The 18,259-nt window shown below is 34.2% G+C and carries 15 protein-coding genes; 1 reads left to right on the forward strand and 14 read right to left on the reverse strand.

Features of this window, described 5'->3' with window-relative positions:
• Positions 1-72 precede the first annotated feature (72 nt).
• The 6 genes from DZ60_RS0114555 to DZ60_RS0114580 all read right to left on the reverse strand — a co-directional run bounded on the left by DZ60_RS0114555 (position 73) and on the right by DZ60_RS0114580 (position 6,204).
• The gene (locus tag DZ60_RS0114555; RefSeq protein ID WP_025742774.1) at positions 73-546 is read right to left on the reverse strand and encodes a DUF4199 domain-containing protein; all 474 of its coding nucleotides are present in this window, start codon (positions 544-546) and stop codon (positions 73-75) included.
• Between the two features lie 99 nt (positions 547-645).
• Positions 646-1,710: a helix-turn-helix domain-containing protein gene (locus DZ60_RS0114560; RefSeq protein ID WP_241448748.1), complete on the reverse strand. Its 1,065-nt coding sequence runs from the start codon at positions 1,708-1,710 to the stop codon at positions 646-648.
• A 962-nt stretch (positions 1,711-2,672) separates the two neighbouring features.
• Positions 2,673-3,941, reverse strand: a complete 1,269-nt coding sequence (gene bioA / locus DZ60_RS0114565; protein WP_025742776.1) for an adenosylmethionine--8-amino-7-oxononanoate transaminase — start codon at positions 3,939-3,941, stop codon at positions 2,673-2,675.
• Positions 3,942-4,025: 84 nt separating this feature from the next.
• On the reverse strand, positions 4,026-4,643 hold the full coding sequence (gene bioD / locus DZ60_RS0114570; protein ID WP_025742777.1) for a dethiobiotin synthase: 618 nt from the start codon (positions 4,641-4,643) through the stop codon (positions 4,026-4,028).
• Entirely contained in the window at positions 4,640-5,053 is a 414-nt protein-coding gene (locus DZ60_RS0114575) for a putative signal transducing protein (RefSeq protein WP_025742778.1), read from the reverse strand. Before DZ60_RS0114575 ends, bioD begins: the two co-directional genes overlap by 4 nt.
• Positions 5,050-6,204 (reverse strand): aminotransferase class I/II-fold pyridoxal phosphate-dependent enzyme, encoded by a 1,155-nt coding sequence (locus tag DZ60_RS0114580; protein WP_025742779.1) that lies wholly within the window; start codon positions 6,202-6,204, stop codon positions 5,050-5,052. Before DZ60_RS0114580 ends, DZ60_RS0114575 begins: the two co-directional genes overlap by 4 nt.
• A 50-nt stretch (positions 6,205-6,254) precedes the next feature.
• Between DZ60_RS0114580 and DZ60_RS0114585 the strand changes: the two genes are divergently transcribed.
• A complete protein-coding gene (locus DZ60_RS0114585) occupies positions 6,255-6,812 on the forward strand; it encodes a GNAT family N-acetyltransferase (protein WP_025742780.1) in 558 nt (185 codons plus the stop codon).
• Positions 6,813-6,905: 93 nt separating this feature from the next.
• Here the strand turns inward: DZ60_RS0114585 and DZ60_RS0114590 are convergent, their stop codons facing one another.
• From DZ60_RS0114590 to DZ60_RS0114630, 8 genes are all read right to left on the reverse strand, one after another.
• On the reverse strand, positions 6,906-7,184 hold the full coding sequence (locus tag DZ60_RS0114590) for a F0F1 ATP synthase subunit epsilon (RefSeq protein ID WP_025742781.1): 279 nt from the start codon (positions 7,182-7,184) through the stop codon (positions 6,906-6,908).
• Between the two features lie 89 nt (positions 7,185-7,273).
• Complete coding sequence (gene atpD, locus DZ60_RS0114595; RefSeq protein WP_025742782.1) at positions 7,274-8,782, reverse strand: F0F1 ATP synthase subunit beta; 1,509 nt, start codon at positions 8,780-8,782, stop codon at positions 7,274-7,276.
• Positions 8,783-9,020: 238 nt separating this feature from the next.
• Entirely contained in the window at positions 9,021-9,866 is an 846-nt protein-coding gene (locus tag DZ60_RS0114605; RefSeq protein ID WP_025742783.1) for a bile acid:sodium symporter family protein, read from the reverse strand.
• Between the two features lie 25 nt (positions 9,867-9,891).
• Entirely contained in the window at positions 9,892-10,683 is a 792-nt protein-coding gene (locus DZ60_RS0114610) for a class II aldolase/adducin family protein (RefSeq protein WP_025742784.1), read from the reverse strand.
• Positions 10,684-10,784: 101 nt separating this feature from the next.
• Positions 10,785-13,556, reverse strand: coding sequence for a TonB-dependent receptor (locus DZ60_RS0114615; RefSeq protein ID WP_025742785.1), 2,772 nt, complete (start codon positions 13,554-13,556; stop codon positions 10,785-10,787).
• A 275-nt stretch (positions 13,557-13,831) separates the two neighbouring features.
• Positions 13,832-15,679, reverse strand: coding sequence for a glutamine--fructose-6-phosphate transaminase (isomerizing) (glmS, locus tag DZ60_RS0114620; RefSeq protein ID WP_025742786.1), 1,848 nt, complete (start codon positions 15,677-15,679; stop codon positions 13,832-13,834).
• A gap of 32 nt (positions 15,680-15,711) precedes the next feature.
• The gene (locus DZ60_RS0114625; RefSeq protein ID WP_025742787.1) at positions 15,712-17,385 is read right to left on the reverse strand and encodes a DUF4270 domain-containing protein; all 1,674 of its coding nucleotides are present in this window, start codon (positions 17,383-17,385) and stop codon (positions 15,712-15,714) included.
• A 19-nt stretch (positions 17,386-17,404) separates the two neighbouring features.
• A complete protein-coding gene (locus DZ60_RS0114630) occupies positions 17,405-18,214 on the reverse strand; it encodes a glycogen/starch synthase (RefSeq protein WP_025742788.1) in 810 nt (269 codons plus the stop codon).
• Positions 18,215-18,259: the final 45 nt, after the last annotated feature.

Genomic DNA, 18,259 nt, shown 5'->3' on the forward strand with positions numbered 1-18,259 from the left:
CTAAAATAAAGAACCCACCTATATTCATAGGCGGGTGCAAATATACTGCTAATTAATTAACTGACAAATATTTTATACCTCTATAGATAGAGAATTTTGATTTTTTTTAGAATTCCAACTTTCTTTAAATAGTTGCATAAACGACAGCGTAAGAACAAAAGTAGTGGCAATACCCATTACGGCAGCTATAAACACCACAGTTCCTACTCCTACATGATAATGCGAACTCCAATTCTCTAACATCATAGGTAAGAAGTTACTATTAATGTTAGTTACGTATACGGCAAAAAAAGATGTAAAAATAATAGTTGCATTAAATCCTGTAAAAAGACCTGCCATAAACCCTTTCTGATATTCAAAATCACCAGCTAACTCCTTCTTATAATTTTTCATGGCTTTGTACAAACCAAATGCTACAATAAATCCGTTACCGAGACTAAAAATCGGGTTTGTCTGAACACCCACTAATGAAAGAATTAAAAAATAAAAAACAAGGCCTATTGCAATCAAAACCCCGTATCTAATGGATATAGCTGATTTTTTCATAAAACTCTAAATTTAATATTCTAACTTAAAGATATGAAATACCTACAGACTTATAACTTAAGATATTGTTAATTCGATAGTTACCTTACTTTAAAAAAATCAAGACGCATCAATAATTTCCTTTACAGGCAGTTTTAATCTATTTTTAAAATCATTAGGGGCAATACCATATTTCTCTTTGAATATCTTAGAAAAATAACTTCTACTACTAAAACCAATCGCATACATAACCTCTGACATATTCATATCATTTTTACTTATAAGATCTATTGCAGTTTCTAGACGTACATGGCGAATGTATTCTGTTACAGTACGACCAAATAACACTTTAAAACCCTCCTGAAGCTTCGCCTTTGACAAGCCTGTTTCTTTTGATAAATTTTCTAAAGAATATTCATGAGATACACTGTTGGCTATTCTCTCGGCTAGATCATTTATTAATTTCAATTCTCCTTCCAAAAGAACTTTAGGGCTATTTTTTTCTATCATCAGATATTCATATTCCTGAATATGCATTGATAGTATTTGATACACAATCCCCTCTATTAGTAATATGCGAGTAATTCCTTTTTTCTTTATTTTCTGAAGAGTTTCTATCTTATTTAACAGTTTAAAATTAAGAGCTCCAAAATGAGCATACGCCTTTTCTTGTTTTTTATCCGTAAAAACCTGAAAAAGCTGGTTTTTAAGCTGAAACACATTATTAAGTCGCTTTTTCAAATACTTCTCTCTAACAACTTTTATAACATTAAGAACCAATTTCTCGTCCTTTGGAAAATAAGCATAATTATATCCTCCATATCGACTTGTAATAATGACTGATTGATGTTGTTCTATAGTATTTATCCTTTTTTGATAATCAAAACTATGTCTACAATATCCTTTAAGACAATAAATAAATTGAATAGGATTAAACTTAGAAGCATCCACACTAATAATGCATTCTTTATGAAACACCATCTCTAACTGTAGTAAATTCACCCCCCAATCAAAAGTAATAAACCTGATTTCGCCAGTTGCATTTGAATTATTAACCGTAAGAACATACTCCCCCCATCGCTCTTCAATTTTACCTCCAATAGTATCTCTGATTTGCTCAACAGATTCTTTTAAATCCCTACCTGTTATGTTACATTCTAATATGTTTGATGTTTCGACATGCATAATGATATGTGAAAATTTAATCCTAAAGAAGTAAATAGAAAATAAAAATTAAGTAGTTTTTTTAAATCTCAAAAAATATTCTATTTTTTTTAACAGAAAAACTGTATTAGAATAAATTACACTTTTGAATTTACTGTAGTAAATGTTTAGTTTTTATTTTGGTAAAAAAGAAAATCTAGCAATCAGCTTAATTGGGGTGTCAAACAATGCTTATAATTTTACTTTAAAACGAAACTAAAAAAAGCCATTTTACAACTGTAAACTCAAAAGTGTAAATACTCTTAATCGAAGAATTTTCAAAAAAAACAAATCAAAACATAGGTTAAAACGACTATACTAATCTTTGATTCTTTTGATAAAGGTCGTTTAAATTTAGGTTCTAAGAATTATCATTCATATAGTGATTCGAATTTTATTGTTAGTGATGTTGCATTACCGATTACGAATAAGAACTAGTAATTTCTATGGTAGCGTTTGTAATATCAAAAAAAAGAATCCATACCCTAAAAAATACTTTTAATAGAATATCATAACATTACTTAGAAATTAATATTAAAACAACCCTTATGATTTAGTTTAGCGCAAGCAAGAACAAAAACTAGAGATTCAAATAAGGGCGCTAAGAGATATCAAGCATTAGTGATACCTTCAAAATTTTGGGTTTTAAGAATTATCATTTTTTGTAGTGATTTTAATTAGTTGGTTATATTGTTTTTGATATCATTTTAATCAAATGATCTTTTGTTTTTTATAAAATTTCAAGGATTTTTCTAGAAAACTTTCATGCCATTTACACATTTTGAGTGTTCGCATGTGTCAAAATAAAACAAAAAAATATTTTTTTGTGCAAAGCAAAAATACATTAAGAGCATTGAGCCTTTTAACTCATATGCAATTAATGTGAACTCTATCAAAATACAGTATCAAAAAACAATCTCTATCTTTTATTAGTTGACTTTGTCTTAGATAACATCGTCTAAAAGACTAATGATAGAACTATAGATTAATTCTAACTGCTCTGGAGAAATAATATACGGAGGCAGTATATAAATAGTATTACCCAAAGGTCTGAGATAAACTCCATTCTTCATAAAGTGATCAAATATCTCATATCGTTTTTTACCATACCGATCCATATCTATCTTAAGTTCTATTGCATAGATCACACCCATCTGTCGTGTTGTTTGTACTTTTGAATGTTTTTTGATTTTTTCATCAAAACCTTTATTCGACGCTATAATATTTTTTATATTCTGCTGAATGTTTTCTGAGCTCAATAACTCTATTCCCGCCAAAGCAACAGCACATGCAATGGGGTTCGCAGAATACGTATGTGCATGAAAAAAAGCTTTCCCTACAGAATCATCTAAAAAAGCATTATATATATCTTGTGTACAACTCGTTACTGCCATAGGTACAAAACCAGCAGTTAATGCCTTAGACATAGAAATAATATCTGGTTTGGTTTCTACAAAATCCGATGCGAAGTTCATTCCTGTTTTTCCAAAACCAGTCATTACCTCATCTGCAATAGTAATAACCGCATGCTCTTTGCATGTAGCAAGAATTTGATCTAAATATCTAGCTTCATACATATGCATTGCATTAGCTCCCTGTACCAAAGGTTCATAAATAAATGCTGCCACTTCATTCGAACCAATATACTCTTCTAGTTGTTTTATTACTTGATTAATGTTTTGAGAATTCGGAGTAGGAATTCTTTTTACGTCGATAAAAAAATCTTCGAAAGGACCGTTGTACACTGATAAGCCAGAGGCCGACATGGCTCCAAAAGTATCTCCATGAAATCCATCTTCGAACGCTATAATTATATTTCTCTTTTCTCCTTTATTAAAATGATACTGAAGCGCCATCTTTATACCTACCTCATTTGCCGTAGATCCATTATCAGAAAAAAAAACTTTTTCTTGATTTTTGGGTAAGATTCTTATGAGTTCTTCTGACAATGCAATTGCCGGTTCATGTGTAAACCCAGAAAACACAATTTGATCCAATTGATGCATCTGAGATTGCGCTTTATTTAAAATGTAATCATTGCAATGACCATACATTGAGGTATACCATGATGCAATACCATCAATAAACTCATTCCCATCTTCATCAAACAACAAAGCTCCTTTTGCTTTTACAATAGGCAATGCTTCGGGATGAATTTTATGTTGTGTCAGTGGGTGCCAAAGATGTTTTTTATCCCTCTCTTTTAAACTCATTTTTAACGGTCTTGTAGATACATAACTAATCCTTACTACTTTATCTCTAAATTTTTCATCAAATTGATTTAGAGTAAAGATTCATTACAGTTCTTTTAATTTTTCCTTGAACTGTTCAGCATATTCTTTAATTACTTTTTGATCAAAATAGGATTCATCATCTATTCTTCCTATAACAGATACATTTGCCATTTTTTTAATGATATCTTCTGTTGTTTTATGCTCTTTACCATTAAAAATAACAGATACCGTAAAACCTTGTTCTGCCAAAATCCAAATAGTCATAAGTGTGTGATTAATACTTCCTAGATAATGTCTAGACACAACGATGACATTATAATCTGGACCAATTATATCAAGTATTGTGTCTTCTTCATTTAATGGAACTAATAATCCGCCAGCTCCTTCTATGACTAGTGAGTTTTCTGTCTTTGGTAATATTATTTTATCAACATCAATAGTAACACCATCGATATCGGCAGCTGCATGGGGACTCATAGGAGTATTAAGAGCATAACTATTTTGATGAAATTTGGACACTGAATTTGATACCAATTCTTTCACTCTATCTGTGTCAGAAAACGCTAAATCTCCTGCTTGTATTGGTTTAAAATAATCTGCTTGCAACGCCTCTACTACAATTGCAGAAGCTATTGTTTTTCCCACATCGGTCCCAATTCCTGTAATAAAAATTTTTTTCATTTTTGATTAAACTTAGTATTGCATATCGCACATCGATATTCATATTTTTTATAAAAAGGAAGTCCTCCAAATAAAAATCCGAAAACAAAAGCGAAAAATGATTTGATGCTCGTGATAGTAGTAAAGTATTCTATTGTTTTACTTTTACAATTAGGACATTCTATCTCATAACCAAGATCATCTACTACATATTTGCTAATCCCATCAATAATTTCGAGCGCCTTTTTTTTATCTTCTGATCGTACTTTAATCTTAACACCACCAATAGCATTACTTACCAGCGGGTCTGTATCAATAGTGTGCATATCTGTCATATAAACATCAATTCCTTCTGTCTCTAACCTACCTCTTAGAATCAAAGCTTCAGAAGAATACTGAAAAACAGCTACAGTTGCAAACATTTCATTCATACAAGAGCAAAGGTAGTCAAGTAATTTAATACAGCGTTTATTTCTTTTTTAGTATTAAAACTATGCAGGCAAAAGCGCAGACGTTCCTTTCCTTCTGGTACAGTCGGAGACAAAATAGCTTTGACATCAATTCCTTTATTTTGAATTGTATTCGCTATTCTTTTTATATTTTCATTTCCAGAAATCAAACAACATTGTATCGCAGAGTTACTTTGTACGAAAATTGATTCTAGACCTTCTGTTTCTAATTGTTGTTTAAAATAGTCTATAGTACACTTTAGTCTTCCTATATTCTCTGTTACCTGCAACTCATAATATGCTGACTGTATTGTAGCAACAGCATGTGGTGATAGTCCGGTTGTATAAATAAAACTTCGTGCAAAATTTACCAAATAGCTTTTTAACTCCTCTGATCCCAGAATTGCCGCTCCATGACAACCCAAAGCTTTGCCGAAGGTAACAATACGAGCAAAAATTTCATGTTCTAACTCTAATTCCTGCAGGAGACCTGCTCCATATTGCCCAAAAACCCCTATGGCATGTGCCTCATCAACCACAATATGGCAATTATATGCTTTACATAACGCAACTAGACCTTGCAAATTTGGTGAATCCCCATCCATAGAAAAAATAGATTCTGTCACCACATACACTTCTTTATGAGTATCTAACCCTGATAACAGTAAGGTTAATTTTTTCTCTAAATCCTCTAAGTTATTGTGGTCAAACTTATAGGATTTTGCAGTACTCATAGTAAGCCCGTCACGAATCGATGCATGAATTAATTCATCATAAAAAATTAAATCTCCACGCTGTGGTACTGACGAAAAAAAACCCACGTTTGCATCGTATCCAGAATTAAAAATTAAAGCAGCTTCGGCATTATGAAAAGTAGCCAGCATAGCTTCAGTCTGGCTGTATACCTTATGATTCCCTGAAAGCAACCGAGATCCTGTTGCTCCATTTTGATTCATTTCATTTTCTTGCAAAAACGTATGCGTACGATCAAAAATTTCTTTTGATTGCGCAAATCCTAAGTAATCATTTGATGAGAAATCTACAAGAGTTTTATTAATTGGTAATGTACGAAGCGAATTCGCTTGCTGCCGCAACGCTAACTTAGACTGTAATTTACTTGGGAGTTTTTTCATTATCTTCACAAAGATAATCATTGTGTTTATTTTCTACCTTATAGAGTTACATGAGACCCAAAAATTCTAACACATATCGCTTTACTACTACTTCTTCTGAAAATGAATTAGAGCAAATATTAACACTGCAACAAGCTAATTTACCAACTTCAATTTCAACGATAGAAAAGAAAGAAGAAGGTTTTGTTACCGTACAACACACTATTGATATCCTAAAAAAAATGCACGATCGTCAACCTCATATTATTGCGAAAGATCAAAATAATGTTATTGGTTATGCTTTGTGTATGCAAAAAGAGTTCAAAGATGATATCGAAATTCTGAAACCCATGTTTTCTAAAATTGATCAGCATGTATCTCAACCTTTTTCCTATATCGTCATGGGGCAAATTTGTATTCATAAAAAATACCGAAAACAGGGAATTTTCAGGGGACTTTATCAAACTATGAAAAAAGAACTTCATACGAGTTATGAACTCCTCATTACAGAAGTTGCTGCTAACAACTCGCGTTCACTACAAGCACATTATGCAATTGGTTTCGAAACGCTTATCACCTATACTTCTGATAAAACAGAGTGGATTATTTTGCAATGGAACTTGAAATAAAGAATTCTAACATAAATTTACTTAACGAAAAAAGCCTTTCAACTCAAAAGAATTAAAAGGCTTTTATTATTATTTGTATTCGTTTCTGATTTTTTAATCAGCCAGAACGATGACTTTATTATCATTCATTTCTACAGTTCCTGAATTAATAGAAAGTAAAGTTGCCCCGTTTTCACCTTTGGTAAATTTATCTGCAACTTCTTCATCTAACTTCATATCACCATACACCTTTATATTACCTTTTGATAATAAAGAAATAATTGGGGCGTGATTATCTAACATTTGAAACTCTCCGTCTACACCAGGCACCGCAACCGAAGTTACTTCGCCACTAAATAATATTGCTTCTGGAGTTACTATTTCTAAATACATATCTTATCGTTGTTTGTTGTTTGTTAATAGTTCTGCGTTGTTCAGGAATTACACTCCCATCAACTACGAACTAAAACAAGTAACTAATATTAAGCTTCAGCTAACATTTTCTCACCAGCTTCAATAGCTTCTTCGATAGTCCCTTTAAGGTTAAATGCTGCTTCAGGTAGGTGATCTAACTCACCATCCATAATCATTGTAAATGCCTTAATTGTATCTTTAATATCTACTAAACATCCTGGGATACCTGTAAACTGCTCTGCTACGTGGAATGGCTGAGATAAGAAACGCTGTACACGACGTGCACGTCCTACTGCTAATTTATCTTCTTCAGATAATTCTTCCATACCAAGAATAGCTATAATATCTTGTAGTTCTTTATAACGCTGTAAAAGCTCTTTTACTCTTTGTGCACAGTTATAATGTTCATCTCCTAATATATCTGCTGTTAGAATCCTTGATGTAGAATCTAATGGATCTACCGCTGGATAAATACCAAGCTCAGCAATTTTACGAGACAATACTGTTGTTGCATCTAAGTGAGCAAAAGTTGTTGCTGGTGCAGGATCTGTTAAATCATCTGCAGGTACATATACCGCCTGTACAGATGTAATCGATCCTTTTTTGGTAGAAGTAATACGCTCTTGCATTACCCCCATTTCTGTTGCTAATGTCGGCTGATAACCTACCGCTGATGGCATACGACCAAGAAGTGCTGATACCTCAGAACCCGCCTGTGTAAAACGGAAGATATTATCAACAAAGAAAAGTACATCTTTTCCTTGCCCATCTCCAGCTCCATCACGGAAATATTCTGCAATCGTAAGACCAGAAAGCGCAACACGTGCACGTGCTCCTGGTGGCTCATTCATTTGACCGAATACGAAAGTAGCTTTTGATTCTTTCATTACTTCTTTATCAACTTTAGAAAGATCCCATCCTCCTTCTTCCATAGAGTGCATAAAGTCATCACCATATTTGATAATTCCTGACTCTAACATCTCACGAAGTAAATCATTTCCTTCACGTGTTCTTTCTCCTACTCCTGCAAATACAGAAAGACCACCGTGACCTTTTGCAATATTGTTAATCAACTCCTGAATCAATACTGTTTTACCTACTCCGGCACCTCCAAATAATCCAATCTTACCTCCTTTTGCATAAGGCTCAATAAGATCAATTACTTTGATCCCTGTAAATAAAACTTCTGTAGAAGTTGATAAATCTTCAAACTTAGGAGCTTGACGGTGGATAGGAAGACCATCTTTTCCTGCTTTAGGAAGATCTCCAAGACCATCAATAGCATCTCCGATCACATTAAATAAACGTCCGTACACATCTCCTCCTATTGGCATTTGGATTGGAGCTCCTGTTCCTACAACTTCCATCCCTCTGCTTAACCCATCACTTGAGTCCATTGCAATAGTACGTACAGTATCTTCACCAATATGAGACTGAATCTCTAATACTAGCTTAGTACCGTCTATTTTGTTAATTTCTAACGAATCATAAATTTTTGGTAAGTCAGTACCAGCAGCGAATTCTACATCGATAACCGGACCTACAATTTGAGATACTTTACCCGTAACTTTAGACATTATATAACTATTTAATGTTTAGTATTTAACTATTTAAAAAGACTTGATATTTACCAATTAAGAATACCATCTTTTTTCAGGCTGCAAATATAGTCTTTTAAAATGAAAAAAATAACTCATTTTATTTTGTTTTTTTGATGCAGTAAAATACTCACTATTAGAAGGGTTATTTCTTGAAGGGCTTACCATAATAAATCACAAAATAAATGTTTATATCTCGTGTAGGGTATTGATATAATTATTTACGTCCGTATATAATAACCGCAAAACCGGCAACGTACATAACCAAGGTATATATAGCTGCAGAAATACCTAAAGACGAATTCTGCAATGTTACGATCGCAATAGTCATTGCCAGTGCAGAATTTTGAATTCCCGACTCTACTGCAATACTTATTGCTTGTGGTTTGATAAGTTTTAAAGAAACTGCAGTGAGATACCCCAATCCCATTGTAGATATATTTAATACTATCGTAGGTAAACCTGCCTCAATAAAATACGGCACAAAGTTACTTCTCTCTTTTATAAGCACTCCTGTAATAACAAGAATAAGTAAAATCACAGACGCTACACCGACTGGTTTTTCCATCTTAATAGCAAAACCCGATGATTTTGCCCTAATCAGCATCCCCACAAAAACCGGAACAATAATAACAGCCAATAATTGTCCTATCATCTGAGGAACATTGAGTGTAATTTTTTCTCCGGCTCCTATAAACTCTAATAAGGCAAATTGAATAATAAAAGGGATGGTCAGTATACTTACAACACTAGAAATTGCCGTAAGACTGATAGATAAAGCCACATCACCTTTGGCAAGGTTTACAATAATATTTGAAACAGCTCCTCCTGGGCAAGCAGCCAGAATCATAATCCCAATAGCTATCTCTGGTCTAAGCTCTAATACAGATACTATTACATATCCTATAATTGGTAAAAAAACTAATTGATTGAGTAACCCTAGCAATATAGCTTTAGGGTATTTAATTACTCTTCTAAAATCATCAACAGTAAGCGAAAGTCCCATCCCAAACATAATGATGATCAATGAAAGCCCGATAATTATGGTACCTGTTTCGTTCATATAGTAATCGACTAAATTAAATGGGTTAAACTTTAATAAACTCTAAACTGGCACTTATATCCTGCCACATGGGCTGAAACTGGAAATATCCAGCAAGAGGAAACCCCAATTCTGCACGCGTTCTCATGGCTGTCTCATGATCTATTTCTATCAACTTGCCTCCTGTTTGCCTAGCTAATAATTCTGCTTGACAACTTCGCTCCATAGTAATAAACCACCATGCCGCTTCATCGATAGTATTACCTACGGTTATTAAACCATGATTTTGTAAAATGGCCGCTTTACTATCTCCTAACGCTTTTGCTATCCTATCTCCTTCTTCCAGCTCATTAACGATACCCGAATAATCATCAAACACAACATGGTCTTTATAAAAAGCACATGCATCTTGAGTAATGGGCGCTAGTAGTGTTCCTAAAGTAGAAAATGTCTTTCCGTATATAGAGTGTGCATGAGCCGCTGCAATTACATCAGGTCGTGCGGCATGAATTCTAGAGTGAATAGCAAAAGCAGCCTTATTAAGCGGTAAATTTCCTTCGACTACTTCGCCCTCATGAGTAACTAATAACAAATCTTCTGGTCTAATTAGGTTAAAGGAAAGTCCAAAAGGATTGACCCAAAAGTAATCTTTATGTTCTGGGTCCCGAACAGTAATATGACCTGCAACCCCTTCAGAAAAACCAAACTTACCAAATATCCTGAAAGCACCTGTCAGTTTCTTTTTCAGAAATTCTCTTTCTTGTTTCACATCATCAAATGTGGGCGGAAACGGAGTGTTCTTAGGGAACATCTCTATCGGTGGATTGGGTACTGCCATAATCGTAAATTTTAAGAATAAACAAAGTACTTTAAAAAAACAAAGCCTATCCAACAGAAATCAGACAGGCTTTGTTTTACAAATATTTTCGCTACAAGAGCTTATAAGTTATTTATTATTAAACCAATATAATACTGTGATCCTATAAACCCTGATCCTATTGCTGATATATATTCATCACCGCCCAAATTCGTTGCTCCAGCTTTCAGACTTGTTTTAAGAGAAGGAATTTTGTAATTGATTTGTGCATCAATTACTGTATATGAAGGAATTTCTCCATCACCAAAATCCGCTTCCCAGAAAAATGCATCACTCCATCTTGCATTTATATTAAATCCAAAGTTCTCGAAAAGGTTATTATTTCCGAAAGAAGCTTTTACTTTATGCTCAGGTGTATTAAAGTTGGTATTAAAATCAGGATCATCCTCCTGATCAAAATCTTGTTTTGCATAAGTATAGTTAACTCCAAAATCAAAATTGTTAAAAACCTTAGTAGATACCCCAAAGTTTGCTCCATAAGAACTAATATCTACATCAGAATTAGTCGATGCTAAAAGTGCGACAAAATTATTTTCTTGTAATGCAAGTAATGCAGTTTGATCACCATTAGCAATTTCTGACACCTGACCATAAAGAGGTACTATTACAGTTTCATTAGAAATGAAATCCTCATACTGATTATAATACAAGCTAGCATCAACAATCCAAGTATTATTAAAATTACCTCTATACCCTACTTCATATGAAGTTACTCTTTCTGGTTGTACAATATCACTTGTTGACGCTTCAAAAGTTCCATTTTCAACCGAATTTAAAGAAAATGCATTTTCATAGGCAGCTCTTGGCGTTACTTCAAAGGTTCCAGAACCAATTAAAGGGTTCGCACTTTCATAATCTCTTATTGTTACTACTTTATCTAAATTTGTAGGAGACGATCCAACCAGCACTGCCGCCGAAACATCTAACCCGATAAACAAATCCTGAGTTGCTGGGTTTCTAAAACCGGTCTGGAAAGAAGCACGAATATTTTGATTTCTATCAGACCCCAGTGTGTATCCTACAGAAAATCTTGGAGAGAAACTACCATCGAACAACTCAGACTCATCATAACGAATAGAACCCGTTAATTTTAAACGCTCATCCAATAGCTTCTTCTGTATCTGAGTATATAAACCATACTCATTATAAGTAATAGGACCATCGCCATCAGTAAATAGTGTGCCAAAAGAATTCAATTCGTATTCTCGAAACGAACCTCCAATTTGTATATCGGCAAATTCGCCTGTGATATGGCTAAAATTATAATTAGCATCTACATGTCTAAATTTAGACTCATCATCAAATTTTGAACCAGTTAATAAACTAGAATCATTTGTTACACGATCCAAAGCCGCTTGAAACTCAGGAGTCCCAGGCTCTAAACGGCCTGTATCTGCAATACTCCTAGCAAATGCATGAGCCGCCTCTTCACCTTGACCTGCTCCTAATGCTCCTAAATATGCTCCTGCATACTCTCCAAACCATTGCCCATTGCTTTTCCATGCATTATTTAAATTGAGCCCCGTAAATCCAACGTTATATGAATCTCCTGCTTTTTCAGCGGTAAGATATCCTCTCAAGAAAAAATTATCATTTTTAATTTCGAACATATGCTGTTGTAATCCAAAATTACTTAATTGTACACGGTTTGCATCTTGAGTCACAACACTTCCTCTACCAACTTTACCGGTATATATTAGTTCTAAATCACTAGCAAAAGGTCGATAATGTAATGAAACATCAAATTTTAGACTCTCTACCTTATTATCAATAATATCAGATTCTGCGTATCCAGTTCTTGTAACAAAGGTGTCTGGCAAAAAAGCTGCTTGTGCCTCAGATATAACCCCTGCGGCAACTAGAGCTGGACCAATATTACTTAATTGATCTCCCGCTTCATCTCCATATACATTTAACCCATTATACCCCGGATCTGCTCTGGTAAGTCCTGGATTATCCAAGTCCTGCTCATCTGCAGCCAACCAATCACTACCCCGTACATATGATATATTTGCTTTAGCCGCAAACTTATCAGAAAACGCATGTGCTACTCGTACCCCATAATCATAGAATTCATTATCCCCTGCAGCTTCCTGAGAAGTAATTCCTCCTTTAAAATATCCACTAATACCTGTATGATCAAAAGGGTTTTTACTATTCATAAACAAAATACCATTAAAGGCATTTGCTCCATAAAGTGCAGAAGAGGCCCCGGGCAAAAGCTCTATATTCCTAACATCCAGCTCACTAAGTCCTAAAAGGTTGGCCAATGGAAAATTTAAGGCTGGAGCCGTATTATCCATTCCATCAACCAATTGTACAAATCGTGTATTGGTCATGGTAGCAAAACCTCGGGTGTTAACCGTCTTGAGAGCTAAACTGTTCTCATTTATATCCACACCTTTTAAGTTTCCTATGCTGCCATAAAAATCGGCCGATGTAGACTCCTTAATATCATTGATTCCTAAACGCTCGATACTCACAGGAGATTCGAATATACGTTCTGGTGCTCTCGAAGCTGCAATTACCAATTCATCTAAAAAAGTAATTTCTCCCATCACGATTGTAACCTCAGTCTCTCCTGAGCTCACAACTGTCGTGACTGGATCATATCCGATACTTTTTGATTCTAAGGTAATGGGATACTCCTTACTGGTGGTTAAAGAAAAGTTTCCGTCAAAATCGGATATAGTACCATCAGTAGTTCCTTTTACCACTACGCTAACTCCAGGGATTGGCTCGTCATAATCATCTAAGACTTTTCCAGTTATAACAGTTTGCGCAACGGAGACGACACTCAAAAAGAGCATCAATACTAAAGTAATTGTTTTCATAAATGTAGATTAATTATAAATTATTTGGTGTTCAAAGATATGTCCTTTATTGAAATTATTTAACAAAATGGCGAAAAAATATCGACAAATGACTAAAAATATCGGTAAATGACTAATAATACTTCTGCAACTGACTATTTACTCTACTATTATGGGGTCTTTAAATTTCTCGAATAATCTAAATTTTTATCTAAAACCACAACAATTGTGATACGACAATAACTTAAATTATCGAGAAACGAATACATTACTTCTAAGACTGACTATTTTTGACTTTACTCTACTGTTACGGATTTTGCAAGATTTCTTGGCTGATCTACATTTTTATCTAACATCACCGCAATATGATATGATAATAATTGTAATGGTATTGTTGACAAGAGCGGGGTTAAAAACTCTTCTGTTTCTGGTATTTCTATTACATGATCTGCCAATTCTTTGACTGTAACATCCCCTTCTGTAACAATTCCTATAATCTTACCTTTTCTAGATTTGATTTCTTGAATATTGCTAACTACCTTATCATAATGCCCTTTTTTTGTGGCAATTACAACAACAGGCATTTGTTCATCTATTAATGCTATTGGACCATGTTTCATTTCTGCAGCTGGGTAGCCTTCGGCATGGATATATGATATCTCTTTTAACTTTAGCGCCCCTTCTAATGCTACGGGAAAATTAAACCCTCTACCCAAATATAAGAAATTTTTTGCATTCTTATATGTATCGGCAATAAACTTGATATGCTCATTAGACTCTAAGGCCACCTTTACTTTCTCAGGAATTCTTTCTAGCTCTTGTAAATAAAAGTGAAAATCACTGTTAGAAATCGTTCCTTTTCGCTCTGCCAGTTTTAATGCAATCAGGGATAGCACTGTAATCTGTGTAGTAAATGCTTTTGTAGAAGCTACACCTATCTCTGGACCTGCATGCGTATACGCTCCTGCATGTGTTTCTCTAGATATTGAAGAACCTACTACGTTACATACACCAAAAACAAAAGCTCCACTTTCTTTAGCAAGTTTAATAGCAGCCATCGTATCTGCAGTTTCTCCACTTTGGGATATTGCAATTACTACATCGTCTTGATGTATTACTGGATTTCTATATCTAAATTCGGATGCATATTCTACCTCAACAGGCAAGCGCACCAGTTCTTCAAAAATATATTCGGCCACAAGACCAGCATGCCAAGATGTACCACAAGCAATAATAATAATTCGTTTTGCATTTAATAATTTAGCAAGATTATCATCAATACCAGCCATTTTGATTATCCCTTCTGCCGCCAACATTCTACCTCTATAAGTATCTGTAATGGCATCTGGCTGCTCATAAATCTCCTTAAGCATAAAATGATCGTATCCTCCTTTTTCTATCTGCTCCAAATTAATTTGTAATTCTTGCAAATAAGGCTCTACGGTAGTATCATCTATGATTTTTCTAATTTTAACTTTTTTACCTCTTCGAGCAATAGCCATCTCGCCATCCTCTAGATAAATAGCATTATTTGTATATTCTATAAATGGAGATGCATCAGATGCAATAAAGAACTCATCCTCACCAACACCAATGGCCAACGGGCTTCCTAATCGGGCCACAACGATCTCATCTGGTTTTTGTTTATCAAAAACAGCAATTGCATATGCACCAATAGTTTGATTCAGTGCAATCTGCACAGCTTTACCTAACTTTACATTTTCTTTGGTCTTTACATCTTCAATCAAGTTCACCAATACTTCTGTATCTGTTTCAGAAGTAAACGTATATCCTCTGTTAGACAATTCTTTACGCAATGAATCATAATTCTCTATGATCCCATTATGAATAATAACTAAGTTTCCTGAGTTCGAATAATGAGGATGCGAATTTACATCATTTGGCACCCCGTGAGTTGCCCACCTTGTATGACCTATCCCAATAGTTCCTGTTGTTGGGATTTCCTTTTCTAATCGTTCTTCTAGATCTGCTACTTTACCTTTTGTCTTAGATAATTTAATATCATTACCATCATAAAGTGCAATCCCAGCAGAGTCATAACCCCTGTACTCTAATCTTTTTAGTCCTTTCAAAACGATTGGATAGGCTTCTCTATGGCCAATATACCCTACAATTCCACACATAATTTCAGTTTTTTAAAATAATGTTATTTAGTTTACTTTGATGTTGTATAAAAAATATCTAACGTTAACCGTTTCGATTCAGGAACATCTTCAGTATTTCCGTAAAGGATAGTTCCTTCATGAGAAATAATAGATGCCGAGGGGATTATCTCATCGGTATTGCTGGGGGTATCACCTACTGTTGTAGCTGTTATATTTACGTTTTGAGAAACTACTAGTCCTAATTTCACATTTTCTTGATCCTCATCATCAAGAAGGTTTATAATATATTGAGTAATTTTTATTGTATACGACTCTCCATTTTCATCAGAATCACGACTTATCCTTCCTAAATGATCTGTAATCGATTCTATAGGATCCGTTGAGTCTTGAGCATCCAAAGAATAATCCAGCATAATACTCCCAGTTTCTGAATTAAATATATAAATTCTTTCTGGTTCTGAATCACCTCCGGTTACTTTATCTTTATCTATATAAAAAGTAAGACGCGCATCATTGACCAACCAGTTTTGTCTTCTTACATAATCAAGCTCATTTTCTTCTTCACCATTTTCATTGATAATGGTGTTATTTAAAATATCAAGAACAGCATATGATCCGTCTCCTCCTTTGAGGTACAAATTCTCTTCTCCGTTCACTGTATCCTGATTCTCTTCTTCTAATTCTTCGGCAATTTCTGCATCCAAATCCGTAGTAATTGAATTCACAACTGTACCCGAGAAACTTAATGTCAAATTATCTTGTTGAGTCAATATTTCATCGGTATCATCATCTTCATCAATATCACTTGTATCCGTTCCTTCATACGACCAATGTAGCGTAATAGAAGCATCTGACATATCAAAATTAATCAGACTACCAACCCCATTTACAGCTTCGGCCTTTAGGTAAATCCCCCTAAAATAATTTCTAAAATTATTAGAATTAACAAACTCTGCCCCTCCTTCTTTATCCAAAAACAATGTTTTGAACACATCCAATGTTTCATCAGAAAACTTAACACGAAGTCTAGGGCTCAAACGTGTTCTTGTTATTGTTGTTTCATTATCTGCATTAACGGTTGTTACTTTTGTCACTAACTCATCTGCCGAAGGTACAAATGAATTAATTGTATGCAACAACGTTTCTTCTGCTTCTGGCTCATAGATATCAATGTCATCAGAATAATACAGTTGCACCTGATCAGAACTTGGATCAAACTCTCTTAAGAAATAATTAGATTTATAAACGGATAATTTTATTGGTGAACTTCCATAAATCGAATCTAATTCGTAGGTCGTTGCCGTAAAGGACGATGTTGTTTGGGTGCCGTCAGAATCAATAGCTACAACTACATCCTCGAGAGTTTCTGTCTCTGTAGCTGTACTAAAATAAGGCAAACTAAATACAATACTATCTAAAACAGCATTATCGCCATACTCAGGTTCAAACTCACTTATATTAACTGTCGAAAGAATATTATACATAGATCTACCATATACCGGATCATCATATAATCCCAGCAAATTATTTGGCAAGCCTGCTGTCTGTACTCTTTCTAATTTTTTACTAAAAGCAACTGGCTTTGTTGAATACAAATCATCTTCAAAATTTACATCTCCAATAATTTCACTACCTACAGAATTAAAATCATCATCACAAGACAAAAAAGTAAAAGTAACAATGACCACGCATGTTACTTTCATTAAAGCGTTTACTAATTTCATAAATAATTTCGTCTATTGCTTACACCAAAACTTCTGATTGATAGAAAGCTTCATAGGCCTCAGCAAATTCATCTGGTTTTTTATATTCTAAAACTGGTTGATCTATTGTTTTTAAATGGCTTACCAACTCTTCGGGTATTTCTTCTGATCCTACTATGATCGCATCAGAATTATCTACAGCTACCTTCATTACATTGTTATATGTTGGATCTGCCAAATCTTTTATTTTTTCTCCTTCTATACCATCAAACTTCACTTTTTCCATCATATTTTTATCTAGAATCCCATCATAACCATGATCATATACCGAAGTTACTATTTTGCTTTGCCCAAAAAGGGGTTCATTAGCATAATAATTCTTTAAGTAAAGTGGCAACAGTGATGCTAGCCAACCATGCACATGAATAACATCCGGAGACCAATTCAATTTCTTCACAGTTTCTATAACTCCTTTAGCAAAGAAAATAGCTCTTTCATCATTATCAGGAAATAATTTTCCATCTTCATCTGTCAACGTTGCTTTTCTCTTAAAATAATCTTCATTATCTATAAAGTACACTTGCATTCGCTCTTTGGGAATAGAAGCTACCTTGATAATCAAAGGCATATCTAAATCATTTATAACTAAATTCATCCCCGAAAGCCGAATTACTTCATGTAGCTGATGTCTTCTTTCATTAATATTCCCATATCTGGGCATAAAAATGCGTATTTGCCCTCCTTTACTATTGACCATCCTTGGCGCTTCAAAAGACATTGATGAAATTTCAGTCTCTGGCAGGTAAGGTATTACTTCTGATGATACATACAATATCCTCTTATCTTTCATATAATCGATACTTTTATCGTCCTCCTTTTGGAATTAATTTTGCAA

This window comes from Aquimarina pacifica, from assembly GCF_000520955.1.
GTDB lineage: Bacteria > Bacteroidota > Bacteroidia > Flavobacteriales > Flavobacteriaceae > Aquimarina > Aquimarina pacifica.

Bases quoted from the DNA above. Each gene is read 5' to 3' on its own strand.
- DZ60_RS0114585 (WP_025742780.1), top strand. From the start codon at position 6,255: ATGAGACCCAAAAATTCTAACACATATCGCTTTACTACTACTTCTTCT.
- DZ60_RS0114555 (WP_025742774.1), bottom strand. From the start codon at position 546: ATGAAAAAATCAGCTATATCCATTAGATACGGGGTTTTGATTGCAATA.
- DZ60_RS0114625 (WP_025742787.1), bottom strand. From the start codon at position 17,385: ATGAAATTAGTAAACGCTTTAATGAAAGTAACATGCGTGGTCATTGTT.
- DZ60_RS0114580 (WP_025742779.1), bottom strand. From the start codon at position 6,204: ATGAAAAAACTCCCAAGTAAATTACAGTCTAAGTTAGCGTTGCGGCAG.
- DZ60_RS0114590 (WP_025742781.1), bottom strand. From the start codon at position 7,184: ATGTATTTAGAAATAGTAACTCCAGAAGCAATATTATTTAGTGGCGAA.
- DZ60_RS0114575 (WP_025742778.1), bottom strand. From the start codon at position 5,053: ATGAATGAAATGTTTGCAACTGTAGCTGTTTTTCAGTATTCTTCTGAA.
- DZ60_RS0114610 (WP_025742784.1), bottom strand. From the start codon at position 10,683: ATGGCAGTACCCAATCCACCGATAGAGATGTTCCCTAAGAACACTCCG.
- DZ60_RS0114630 (WP_025742788.1), bottom strand. From the start codon at position 18,214: ATGAAAGATAAGAGGATATTGTATGTATCATCAGAAGTAATACCTTAC.
- DZ60_RS0114560 (WP_241448748.1), bottom strand. From the start codon at position 1,710: ATGCATGTCGAAACATCAAACATATTAGAATGTAACATAACAGGTAGG.
- atpD (WP_025742782.1), bottom strand. From the start codon at position 8,782: ATGTCTAAAGTTACGGGTAAAGTATCTCAAATTGTAGGTCCGGTTATC.
- glmS (WP_025742786.1), bottom strand. From the start codon at position 15,679: ATGTGTGGAATTGTAGGGTATATTGGCCATAGAGAAGCCTATCCAATC.
- bioA (WP_025742776.1), bottom strand. From the start codon at position 3,941: ATGAGTTTAAAAGAGAGGGATAAAAAACATCTTTGGCACCCACTGACA.
- DZ60_RS0114615 (WP_025742785.1), bottom strand. From the start codon at position 13,556: ATGAAAACAATTACTTTAGTATTGATGCTCTTTTTGAGTGTCGTCTCC.
- DZ60_RS0114605 (WP_025742783.1), bottom strand. From the start codon at position 9,866: ATGAACGAAACAGGTACCATAATTATCGGGCTTTCATTGATCATCATT.
- bioD (WP_025742777.1), bottom strand. From the start codon at position 4,643: ATGAAAAAAATTTTTATTACAGGAATTGGGACCGATGTGGGAAAAACA.